Origin of the sequence: Pedobacter steynii, from assembly GCF_900103665.1 — a bacterium.
Lineage (GTDB): Bacteria > Bacteroidota > Bacteroidia > Sphingobacteriales > Sphingobacteriaceae > Pedobacter > Pedobacter steynii.
On record NZ_FNGY01000007.1, the window covers coordinates 223,684 to 235,536 of the forward strand.

8 protein-coding genes are annotated in these 11,853 nt (G+C 40.6%); 3 read left to right on the forward strand and 5 right to left on the reverse strand.

The features are described 5' to 3' along the window. The first annotated feature begins 3 nt into the window (after positions 1-3). Genes BLQ87_RS20300 through BLQ87_RS20310 form a run of 3 tightly spaced genes read left to right on the forward strand, consistent with a single transcriptional unit; the run spans position 4 to position 6,539 of the window. Positions 4-3,162, forward strand: a complete 3,159-nt coding sequence (locus BLQ87_RS20300) for a Z1 domain-containing protein (RefSeq protein WP_074610421.1) — start codon at positions 4-6, stop codon at positions 3,160-3,162. A 6-nt stretch (positions 3,163-3,168) separates the two neighbouring features. Continuing rightward, positions 3,169-4,137 carry a PD-(D/E)XK motif protein gene (locus BLQ87_RS20305; RefSeq protein WP_074610424.1) on the forward strand — a complete coding sequence of 323 codons (969 nt, stop codon included), beginning with the start codon at positions 3,169-3,171 and terminating at the stop codon, positions 4,135-4,137. Continuing rightward, positions 4,137-6,539, forward strand: a complete 2,403-nt coding sequence (locus BLQ87_RS20310) for an AIPR family protein (RefSeq protein WP_074610426.1) — start codon at positions 4,137-4,139, stop codon at positions 6,537-6,539. The genes BLQ87_RS20305 and BLQ87_RS20310 overlap by 1 nt, the downstream gene beginning before the upstream one ends. Positions 6,540-6,733: 194 nt before the next feature. Here the strand turns inward: BLQ87_RS20310 and BLQ87_RS20315 are convergent, their stop codons facing one another. The 5 genes from BLQ87_RS20315 to BLQ87_RS20335 all read right to left on the reverse strand — a co-directional run bounded on the left by BLQ87_RS20315 (position 6,734) and on the right by BLQ87_RS20335 (position 11,814). After that, on the reverse strand, positions 6,734-7,171 hold the full coding sequence (locus BLQ87_RS20315) for a very short patch repair endonuclease (RefSeq protein WP_074610428.1): 438 nt from the start codon (positions 7,169-7,171) through the stop codon (positions 6,734-6,736). Positions 7,172-7,219: 48 nt separating this feature from the next. Further along, positions 7,220-7,873 (reverse strand): MBL fold metallo-hydrolase, encoded by a 654-nt coding sequence (locus BLQ87_RS20320; protein ID WP_074610430.1) that lies wholly within the window; start codon positions 7,871-7,873, stop codon positions 7,220-7,222. Between the two features lie 87 nt (positions 7,874-7,960). Beyond that, positions 7,961-8,932 carry a 2,3-diaminopropionate biosynthesis protein SbnB gene (locus BLQ87_RS20325; RefSeq protein WP_074610432.1) on the reverse strand — a complete coding sequence of 324 codons (972 nt, stop codon included), beginning with the start codon at positions 8,930-8,932 and terminating at the stop codon, positions 7,961-7,963. Positions 8,933-8,971: 39 nt separating this feature from the next. Then, positions 8,972-9,934 (reverse strand): pyridoxal-phosphate dependent enzyme, encoded by a 963-nt coding sequence (locus tag BLQ87_RS20330; RefSeq protein ID WP_074610434.1) that lies wholly within the window; start codon positions 9,932-9,934, stop codon positions 8,972-8,974. A gap of 116 nt (positions 9,935-10,050) precedes the next feature. Continuing rightward, entirely contained in the window at positions 10,051-11,814 is a 1,764-nt protein-coding gene (locus BLQ87_RS20335; protein ID WP_074610816.1) for an ABC transporter ATP-binding protein, read from the reverse strand. Positions 11,815-11,853 lie beyond the last annotated feature (39 nt).

An 11,853-nucleotide genomic window follows, 5' to 3' on the forward strand; every position in this document is an offset into this window, starting at 1 on the left:
CGCATGAATTACAGTAATTACATTGAGGTCATAAAAACCCTCATCTCAAAAAAGGCTAAGGAGTATGCAGTAGAAAAAAAACTGGATGCAATCTTTTTTAACACTCTCCTGAATGAAATCAGGCCATCAATCCTGACCATCTTCGATATATATAATTATCCAGCCATTGACGATACCACCCTTAGTCAATATTATGAGACTGCCTTAAAAGAATATCTATCAGTCAATCCCATTATCATTGAACCAAGCAATGCATTAACCAAAAAAGGCTTCAGAACCTGGCTTACTACCGAATATCTTGGACAGGACTTTAAATGGAATTATACTGAGCGATACCTGAAACGCCTGGCTAAAACCGGGCGAAGTGAAAAAGTTATCACAGAAATAGAGGAATCCAGTCTTTCTATTGTGGAGAAAATTGGTAATCCACGCTCCACAGAGTCTTTCTATACACGTGGACTTGTGGTGGGAAGTGTGCAATCAGGAAAGACTGGCAACTTTAACGCTGTTATTAATCGTTCTATAGATTTGGGATATGGGCTGATTATCATTCTTTCAGGAATCATGGAAGACCTGAGAAGTCAAACTCAACTTAGGATCGAAAGTGATGTAATTGGCGAGGGATTGGATCTGGAAACGGGAACAAACCGCACAAAGGGCGTTGGACAGATCCGAAGATTTGGAAAAATGGGCGATAGTACAATTGAACAGGTGATCTCCATCACCTCTTCGAAGTCCGATTTCAATAACGCTTTAGTGAATGCAGACTTCTCGCTCAACCATACCAATATTTTGGTCTGTAAGAAAAATGTAGGGGTACTTAAGAACTTAATTATTTGGCTACACGATTATATTGGAGAAGAAAAGGACAAACACAATATCCCTTTTCTAATAATTGATGATGAAGCAGATAATGCCTCCCTTAATAATGAAGGGAAGAAGGGGCGTGAATATGCATCTAAAATCAATGGCCATATTCGTGCTCTTTTGAGCCTCTTTAATAAAAAAACTTACTTGGGCTATACAGCCACTCCATTCGCCAATGTCCTTCAGGACCGGAATCCCGCAAGTGAGGCCAAATGGATTATTGAAACAAAGCTGCTGGATACAGACGGAAACTTCAAAAAGAAATTCCTTGATCAGGAAGATTATCTCTTCCCTGATGACTTTATTATTCTACTTAATCCACCCTCCAATTACATTGGTGCTAAACAAATCTTTGAAACTGCGATTGAAGAATTTACAACAGACAAAATTCCATTAATTGAGGTTGTACAGGATTATATCCCGAGCTTTCCTTCAAGAGTAATGACGAATGAAGACGGTGAACTTGTTGGCGTTAAAAATTATGAGAGTAAAGAAGCTTTTGATGAAAATGGAGGTTATCTTGATTTTATTGATTACAAAAACTATCGATCAAAGACAAGATCAAGCAAGTCTGGAGATTCATTTCCCAACAAACTACCAGAATCGCTAAAAGAAAGTATTGTCTGTTTTATTCTGGCAACCGCGATCCGGGAAAGTCGCAAGAAGAACATGCTTCAATCGGCCTTGTACAATCCACATAATACAATGCTGATTCATATTTCCCGCTTCACCCTTTGGCAGAATAAAACCAGAGATCTTGTTCAGCAATTCGTATCTGATCTGGAGGCTAATATCGGAACAGAATTCCCCGAGAATCCAAAATCTGTCTATGCAGATTTTGAGCGGTACTGGTACACTTACTATGCTAGTATTATCGAATCCATCCAAACTTATCTCCCTCTAAATTATGAAGATAAGTTCCTTGCGCCTATCAGCTTTGAAGCACTTAAGAAATATATACCAGACGCAATAAAAAATATCGAGATTAAGGCGATTAACAATGTAACCAAAGATAAACTCGAATATCCATCTAACTCTCCAAAAAAAATAATTGCTATTGGTGGAAATCGTCTGTCAAGAGGCTTTACACTGGAAGGTTTAACGATCAACTATTTTATCCGCTCGACCAATTATTCGGATACCTTACTGCAAATGGGTAGGTGGTTTGGATATCGTCCCGGCTATCTGGACTGCTGCAAACTATTCATTACCCAGGATTCCGTTGACAAGTTTAACTCTACGACACGCGCTATTGAGGAGCTTGAGATTGAGTTCCGAAAGATGGAAGCTAAAGGGAAGACACCAGAAAATTTTATTTTACGAGTCAAAAAACATCCTGGTACGTTGAAAATTACCAGACCAGCCATTTTAAAACGGACAAAAGAAGTTAATTGGTCCTACCAGGATCAATTAGAGCAGACCACCACATTTCATGTGAACCGTCAAAAGATAGAAGATGTATGGAAAAGTTTTAAGGTCAACGTATCCGGTAAACATAATTTTACGATTGGTAATGGTTTTATGACTGCTAAAACTGATGCCAATGGTGTTATTGATTTGCTAGCCAGTGAGAATAATTTTTCACCGGAAGATCGTGTGAGTATGATCAGATTTATCGAACTGTGTCAGGAAAAGGGTTTTCTAAACAACTGGACTATTGCCATAAAAACCACTGGCCAGGCAAGTTCAAAGCTTGGAAAGGGTACGCTTTCTTCTGTAGAATCCGGGCTTCCAGGTGATATTGTCTTAACTGTAAGACGAGGACCAAAGCATATCGGTGACAGGGCTCATTTTTTAGCAAGTAAGCAATTTCGTGCTTCTGGAAAATCAGCTAACATTATTTCTGGTGGCAGAGACTTGAGTATCTTGCTCACTCAAGGAGAGATTGACGAGGCCATTACGGAATTCAGGAGAGAGAGAACAGCAAACTATCTTCGAAAACATAAGGATTGGAGCAAACAAAAAGCGGAAGCGGAAGCAGCTAAACTCAATGTTCCTGAACGTGTCTTCCGCGAGAAGATGAAGTCTCAGGAGGGTCTAATTATCATCTATCTTTTTGATTCTTATTATACTTTTCTGCAGGAACACGATGCCGAAGTATCAGAATTTACAGAACTGGTAACCAACGAACACATCAATTTAGATATACCTATCGTAGGAATAGCAATAGGCTTCCCTCCTATAGAACCAGATCCAGGAGGCGTCTATGTTCACGGTGACTATGAGTTGGAAAATGATGAAGACTTAGAGGATGTAGACAATAGTGATCTCGCGATCCCAGAAGACTTTAACTAGTAACGCATGAAGGTAGAACAAATAGAAACGCAATGGGGAAGAATTGATGCCACTAAAGTTGAGAGGGGCTTTCATTCGATCAGGATATCAGCAGAATGCATACCTGAATTGTATCTTGGGATAGATGCATTTGGATCAAGGAACCTTATACTATCCATTCCGAAACCGCATGAATTTCGATTTAAAGGCGTCGATAAACAAAACTTATCAATAGACTTTTTTAAAGAGAGTAATCATATTGTACTTAGGCTAGTAAATTCAAGTTTCAGTGACCTGTTCAATGATCTTATTCTTTCACTTTATAATAAAATCTGTTTCATTGCTGATCCTGAAGAATATGGAAAAGAATTTATCCAGGCATTTTACAGATGGAGCGGTTTTTTCACAAATCTTGCTGGACCAGGGCTTTCGGACGATTCGCTCAAGGGATTATTTGGAGAGCTTATCCTGCTGAGGGATCTGATTTATGAGGCTGATTCTCTAACTGTCAACTCAGTACTGGAATCATGGAAGGGTCCTTATGATGCGCCAAACGACTTTGAATCCGATGAACGATGTATTGAGGTAAAGACAAAAGAAAACTCAAAAAAGCACGTAAGAATATCCAGTGAATTCCAATTAGCAAGAAAACCGGATAAAGTTTTATCGCTTTGCATCATTTCAGTCATTTCAGATCCCATCATCGGGCTAACAATCTCCAACCTTATTGATTCCATAAAAGAGCTGATATGGGAAAAACACGGAGAGATGTCTATCCTAATTAATGCGCTAACGAAAAAGGGATTGTTTGGGACAGCTCTTTATCAATATGATCATTTGAAGTTCAGGCCATTGAAGATTGCATTTTATGACTCAACAAGCGACCTTTTCCCAAAAATTACACAAGAAAATCTAACCTCTGGTATTTTTGATGTATCCTATAGCCTCAGGATTAGTCAGTTGGAGGAATTTAAAATCTCAGAAAAAGAATTATAATGGAAATAAACGAGTTTCTAAAATTTCGCAATAATCTCTTAAAGGAAGCTTCAGATAGCCAGGGATTTGTCAATCAGAACCGCTTTTTAGCACAAGTGCTTCCATTGATGTACGATGCCAAGCTGATCGATAGTGAAGAATGTAACGAATCCTACTACGTCTATCAAGAGGATAATCTCAAGATCAATGGATACGCGGTTAATGATTCTGGTGAAAGGCTTCAGCTTTTCCTAGTCGATGAAGCCAAGATTGATGTTGCAGCAAAGGAGGATACCTTGACTATTTCAACCCGTTCGCACTACGAAAACCAATTCAAGCGCGCGACAAGATTTGTCAACAAAGCGGTTAAAGGTCATCTAAATGATGAGTTACAATTATCCAGTCCTGTTAGAGCACTAGTTTCAAAAATGGCATCTTCTGAGGGCACTGACCAGTTTGATGTAGTAGAAATATTTCTTATCTCAGCGACAGCAACTATTGAGAGCAGAGGAATGACTCCCCAACCTAAAAAATTCGAATTCGAGGATGAGGAAGTATCGGTCAGCTTTTCAAGAAACCGTACAAGACTAAATAAGAACCTACTTATCATAAGAAGACTCATAGACCTGAATTTTCTCTATTCTGTAGAAATATCACGTGGGCAAAGAGAAGCCTTAGTTGTAGACTTTGAAAAAGACTTTAAATATAGCATAGAGGCAATTAAGGCAGCTGATGAGGAAAATTTTGAATCTTATCTCTGTGTCCTGCCCGCAACCATACTCGCTGATCTTTATCGTAAATACAGTACCCGATTATTAGAAAAGAACGTTCGCTCTTTTCTACAGTTCAAAGGTGCTAATGCTGGAATACGTGAAACCATTAGACTAAGTCCAGAGAAGTTTATTGCCTTCAACAATGGTATAACAATTACCTCTACCGGTAAAGAAACAACTGAAATTGATGGTAAAACCTATATTCGATCTCTAACAGACTTTCAAATTGTAAATGGTGGACAAACTACGGCAAGTATATTCTTCACCAGAAAAGATGGATTTCCAATTGATAAGGTTAGAGTTATGGCAAAGATTAACGTAGCCAAAAATGTCTCAGAGGAAGGATTAGATGACCTGATATCTAAGATTAGCCGTTATTCAAACTCTCAAACAAAAGTATCCACAGTCGATCTCGGGTCAAGAAATCCACAGCTGAACAAGATCAAGGCACTTTCAGAAAGCGTAATGATGCCAAGCGGAAAAAGATGGTTCTTTGAAAAGTCAAAAGGCGAGTTCAATACCTTGTTGCGCATGGGAGGTAAAGCAGAAAAAGATTATCCAAAAGATGTTCGGTTCTCTAAAGAACAACTTGGCAAGTACTTTACGGCTTGGGGCGACCAACCATATGTCGTAAAAAAGGGCGGTGATAAAGTATTCAAATATTTCATCGATGCTTTAAGCGGTGATGAGAATGGAAAAGGAAAACTTGATATCGATAGAAATTTCTACGAAATGCTCATCTCCAAAGTTATCCTGTTCAAACGTTTGGAAGATCTCTATGGACAGGGTAAAAATGCCATCGGACAGATCAGATCTGCCGTAGTCCCTTACTCTATATCTATACTCTATAAGTTTACAGATGGCGCTAAGGGAGGAAATCTTTTTGATCTTAGCAAGATATGGCTGAGAGAAACACTAGAAGAAGATTTAGGTATTTTTATGAATGAGTTAATGATGCTCATGAACAACTTGATCAAAAAATATGCGGAAAGTGATGACCTTGGAGAGTACTCTAAACGGAAAGAGCTTTGGGACAGTATCTCCCAGAGTATTGAGATCAATACATTTATGGCCACACCCAACGCACATAAGATCCTGGAGAGATACACCATCTCAAAAGAAGCACTCAAGGCGAAACTTACGAAAAAGTCCAAACAGAAATTTGCTGACTTTAGTATTCTAAAACAAAATGTCCAAATCTTCAGCAGAACAGCGGACTATTATAAAAAGCTTGGACTGATCATGTCAAATGATATTTCTACATCTCAACGCAACAAGATCGACCACATCATTAACTGTATAGTTAATAAAAACGATATTTCTGAAGAATATCTACATTTCGAACAAGAACTAGTACATCTCGTCAGATCGTCTAATCCAGAAATTTTTGACCAGATTAACATTCCCGTAGACGAAAGCTGGGATTCCTCTTTTAATCTGATCAATGGGATATATAATAGGAGTTTAGAACACTCAGATAATATCTTATCTGTTTTTCAACGTCAGCGAGAAATAGTAAAAGCAAAAGGAGCAAAATTCTATTCTATTTACGACGAGATAGGGAAATTACTAAATGAGGGAAAATCCCCAGGAATTAAACATCTATTTAGCGTAAATTCTACTTTAATCAAAGCCGAGGAAGTATTATAAATGTGAATGGAAAGAACGAAATGAACTGACAGAAGTATACCTTGTTATCATATTAGATTCAGCTTTGCCTGATTGGTTAAGCTGAATCTTTATCCATTCAATCATGTATTGAAAGAAAAAATCCATATATGAACCACGACGCCAGGGAAATCTGCCTAGAAATGGATTGTCTAACAGAAAATCATTTAGAACAATTAAACTTGTTTTGGCAACTCATTTCCAAAAAGAGTTGCTTTCAATTGTTCTAAAGTATTTTCTAAAAAATCTTTTTTTAGAGCGCATTCCCAGATACATACGACCTTCCATCCGCTTTCTTGCAAAAAACGAGCAGCTACATTGTCTCTAGTGATATTTCCCTCAATCTTATTCAACCACCATTCAGTTCTTGTTTTTGGAACAACATAATACTTGCAATTTTCATGACCATGCCAAAAACAACCATGAACAAATATCACCGTCTTATACTTAGGCAAAACTATATCAGGTTTCCCAGGAAGATCTTTAACATGTAATCGATAACGAAATCCATGTTTATGAAGAAATTTGCGCACCAAAAGTTCAGGCTTGGTATCCTTCCCTTTAATCTTGCTCATGTTATATGAGCGTACTTCTTTTGAATGCACATCTGTCATAATCGATTATAAAAACAGAATAAACGGCAGATTGTTTATTCCCAAGCACTAATAAAAAACCAGCGGGTCCGGTCTATTCTTCCTTAACCTGAAATTCCTGAACAAATCCCTTTCATCCAACTGAAAATAAAGATTATTGTCCAACAGATAACCCATCTCCATCCCCGGCGCCATCCCAAAAGAATGCCCAGGCCAGATCAACGTATTCTTACTCAACTGCTTCTTCACATACTGCACCGAATCATATAAATCATCTACATCAGTTTCACTACAACTCCCTACCCCTTCAATAAAGATCGTATCTCCCGTAAAGCAATGTCCATTAACCAAATAACACATACTTCCCGCACTATGCCCAGGTGTCAGCAACGCAATGATTTCAAAATCACCCACCACAACTTTCGATAAATGTGCCAGCTGAACCAGGTTCAAACAACTAAAATCATACCGCTCCACTTCTACCGCCGACATATACACCGGCACCCCATATTCTCTTGTAAATTTCCCGGCAAGGTTAACATGGTCCTTATGAGAATGCGTCAGCATCACTCCTTTCAACACAATCTTATGCTCAGACAAATACCCATCGATCAACTCATAATCCCAGGCAGGATCTATTAAAATACCTGATCCCTGATGATGGATCAGGTAACATTGATTCTTCATTACATCATTTGAAACGCGAAAAACTTCAACTTTCATTCTTTCTATTTAAATTTTAAAAACGGAGTATAGCTCCATGCCCTGCAATCAACAGCAGGGACATGGAGCATACTTATATACTTATACTTAATCCGGCAATAAATGGCCAATCTTTCTGTTCAAGGCTTCTGCATAATAATATCCACCAACAGCAATGTCAAAAATTGCCATTCCCATTGGGTTAAACATCACTACATCTGTGGATTTGCGGTTACCTAATCCTTTTCCGATCAGGACCTGATCAATCGTCAGTGTATCGCTTTCCTTTAACCCTTTTTGCAGGTGCATATTCTCAATATCCGTGTTCTGGCGACAAACCTCTTCCCAATTGTCTACGATAATCGTATCCATATGGTCCTTCATTTCCACCGTATAATCTCTTAGCGAAACATTTAGCTGCAAAGAACCTTTTTTAGGTGCTTTATCGATATAAGGCGCGGCCGAGACCGTGCAGGTCACAAATACATCGGAGTTGAGGTAACATTCTTCCCAGGAAGACACCAGTTCTACCTGATCCCTGATTTCTGCATCGATCACAGACTTTTCAATTGGACTCAGGTCATGGATCAGCACCTTCTCAAGCGCAGGTCCTAATATCGCGGTGATCATTTTCAGGTGCGTCTGACCAATCGGGCCGAAACCATTGATCCCTACCACCAGCTTTTTATCTGTGGCAATTCCTTTCAGGTATTCCTTTAGCAATAACCCCGAAACTGCAGCCGTTCTGATGGCGCTCACTGCAGCGGTATTGATCACACAACGCGGAATTCCCGAATCATGTTCATTTAAGATCGTCACCGAGTTTGCCCTTAATTTTCCCTGGTAAATGTTATCCGGAAAACTGGCAATCCATTTGATTCCTGCCCAGGGTGTAACGCCACCTACATAAGCAGGCATGGCAATAATCCTGTTTTTGGCAGCTCCGTAACGGAGGTAAGGTTTCACAGGCTGTGAATAGTCATTTTTGGAAAGCATCTCTACCGATTCCCGGATCACTTCCACAATTTTGTCCCAGTTCACACCAACTTCTTTAATATTATCGGCATTCAGATATAACATAATTTTAATTTTAGCTTGTTTAATTTAATCGTTTGAGTTTTACGCTACAGCAGCAGGTTCTACTAGTTTCTCCGCTAATTCCGCAGCCCAGTCTTTGTTGTAAATCGTATCCAGGTAAGTATGTCCTTTATCCGGAAAGATCAGCAGAGAGCTGCCAGTAGCACCGTAAATCTTAGCGTAATTTTTAGCCGCCAGATAGACTGCACCTGAAGAAGCACCTGCAAAAATGGCCTGCTCATTCAGCAGCTCAGAACAACCTCTGATGATGTCGAGTTGGGTCAGGATCACCACATCATCGATCAGCGCATTTTCAATGATCGGAGGAATCTGGCTCGCCCCGATACCTGAAATAAAACGCTTCACAGGTTTCGCATTGAAGATCACCGAACCTTCTACATCTACGCCGATGATTTGAACTTCCGGACGTTGTTTTTTCAGATAAGAGGAGATCCCGGTGATCGCTCCGCTGGAACTTACCGCGATAAAGATGCGGTCCAGGTGGTCAAAGGAGCTTACAATTTCATCCGCAAGGCCTTGATATCCTTTATAATTATTGGGGTCAGAATATTGATCGGCCACAAAGGAATTGGGAATTTCAGCCTGTAACCTGTCTACCGTTTCTATCCTTCTCAGCAGGTACCCTCCGGTATAATCTCTTTCGGTCACTTTAACCACATCATAAGAGATTAGGTTCAGCAAATTTTCATAGGCAGAATTGATATTCGGGTCGATAACAGGGATAAAACGGAGTTTGAGGATTTTGCAGATCGAGGCAACAGAGATCGCAAGGTTACCGGAACTGGAAGCAATGATGGTAGTGTTTTCATTGATTTTTCCGTCCTTGATTCCATTGTAAATCAGACTATAAGAAGCGCGGTCTTTCGAGCTTCCGGTAAAGTTATTGTATTCCAGTTTCGCAAACATGCTGATGTCATCTTGCCTCAGCTCAATAAGGGGAGTGTTGCCAATAAAGGGCGCTAATTTTTCAAGTTTTTTTAACATAGGGAATAAGAATTAAATTAGGGTTGATGTATATTTTTCTTAGTTTTTCATTAAAGTTTTCTTCACATAGGCGAGCGCATTTAATTTTTAGGGGTATCTTGATTTTATGTTTAGGTTTAATTGAGAAATTGCATTTCGCTAAGGTTCTTGTAAAGGCCACCATGGACACCGATCAGCTCTTTGTGGGTACCTTCTTCTACAATCTTTCCCTTATCGATGACAATAATTTTATCCGCCTGTCTGACCGTAGCCAGGCGGTGAGCGATGACAATAGAGGTTCGCCCCTCCATCAGTTTATCCAGTGCATCCTGAACGAGTTTTTCTGATTCCGAATCCAGCGCAGAAGTCGCTTCGTCCAGAATCAGGATCCTTGGGGCTTTGAGTACAGCCCGGGCAATGGCAATCCGTTGTCTTTGTCCGCCGGAAAGCTGGATTCCCCGTTCTCCCACAACGGTATCTAAACCGAGTGGAAAACGACTGATAAACTCCCAGGCATTTGCTTTTTCAGCAGCCGCGATAATTTCATCGGTCGTTGCCCCTTTGCGGCCATAACCGATATTCTCCCCGATCGTTCCGCCAAAGAGAAAAACATCCTGCGGAACAACGGCAACCTGCATTCTCAGTTCAGAAAGCGGAATATCGGTACCCTTTCTTCCGTCAAAACTGATCTCACCGGCAATGGGATCATACAAACGTAAAAGCAGGGAAACAATCGTGCTTTTCCCCGCACCACTGGAGCCTACAATGGCGATTTTCTGTTTCGGTGCAGCTTCAAAAGAAACACCTTGCAAAACCTTGATGTCTGCTCTGGAGGGATAATGAAAATGAATGTCTTTAAAGCTGATCGATCCGCGAAGCAAATGCTGAGGGGCAATCGTATCCAGATCTGTCAGCGGTTCTATGGGTTCATCCAGTAAATCGAAGAGGTGTTTTGTTGCACCGATACTTTTCTGCAGAGCAGTAAAGACTTCGGCAAGTCCGGTAATGGCAGTAGCCACAAATACAGAGTACAGCAAAAAGGAAAAAAGATCTCCTGAAGCCACACCTGTAGTGACTCCGCGCCAGATCACGGCAACGAGGGTTCCAAAGATCCCCAGGATTACAAAGGAAGTAAAGAATCCACGTTGTGTCCCGCCTTTCATGCCCAGTTTCGCCACTTCATTCGTATGCTCGCGGTAACGTTTCATCTCCCGGAATTCGCTGACGAATGCCTTCACGCTGAAAATTCCCTGCAGGGTTTCTTCGACAATCGTATTCGACTCCGCCACTTTATCCTGCACCTGCATGGCGTATTTACTGATAAAGCGGCCAAAGATTTCCGACACGATCACCATCACCGGTAACAACAGCAACATAAAAATGGTCAGTTGAAAGGAGGTCATGATCAGGAGCACGAGACCACCGCAGACCACCACCAGTTGCCGGATCAGCTCCGCAAGGGTATTGTTAAAAATCTCCTGTAAGAGGGTGATGTCTGAAGAAATCCGGCTGCTCAGCTCTCCTACCCTGCGCTGAAGAAAAATACGCATCGGCATTTTAATCAGGTGGCTATAGATATTCTGACGAAGTGCGGCAAGGGTTTTCTCGGTCACATTGACAAACAGGACGACCCGGAAGAAGGAAAATATGGCCTGTGTAACGAGGATAACAACCAGCCACCAGCCGATATGGGTGTTTTTTCCGGAATCCAGTGCCGCTTTGCCACCATTGATCAGTTCGCCGAGCAGCTTTGGAAAAGCAAGTCCGGAAACACTGGTCAGGATTAAAAAGACCAATCCGCCGCCAAATTCCAGCCAATAGGGTTTCACATAATGAAATAAGCGGAACAAGGGCTTCAGGGAAGTTCCCCGCTTATCTTTATCTTTTATTGAGGTTTGCATGTCTTGAGCATTTTTTTGTGAATGATTCGATAAGACCTG

Bases quoted from the DNA above. Each gene is read 5' to 3' on its own strand.
- BLQ87_RS20300 (WP_074610421.1), top strand. From the start codon at position 4: ATGAATTACAGTAATTACATTGAGGTCATAAAAACCCTCATCTCAAAA.
- BLQ87_RS20305 (WP_074610424.1), top strand. From the start codon at position 3,169: ATGAAGGTAGAACAAATAGAAACGCAATGGGGAAGAATTGATGCCACT.
- BLQ87_RS20310 (WP_074610426.1), top strand. From the start codon at position 4,137: ATGGAAATAAACGAGTTTCTAAAATTTCGCAATAATCTCTTAAAGGAA.
- BLQ87_RS20315 (WP_074610428.1), bottom strand. From the start codon at position 7,171: ATGACAGATGTGCATTCAAAAGAAGTACGCTCATATAACATGAGCAAG.
- BLQ87_RS20320 (WP_074610430.1), bottom strand. From the start codon at position 7,873: ATGAAAGTTGAAGTTTTTCGCGTTTCAAATGATGTAATGAAGAATCAA.
- BLQ87_RS20325 (WP_074610432.1), bottom strand. From the start codon at position 8,932: ATGTTATATCTGAATGCCGATAATATTAAAGAAGTTGGTGTGAACTGG.
- BLQ87_RS20330 (WP_074610434.1), bottom strand. From the start codon at position 9,934: ATGTTAAAAAAACTTGAAAAATTAGCGCCCTTTATTGGCAACACTCCC.
- BLQ87_RS20335 (WP_074610816.1), bottom strand. From the start codon at position 11,814: ATGCAAACCTCAATAAAAGATAAAGATAAGCGGGGAACTTCCCTGAAG.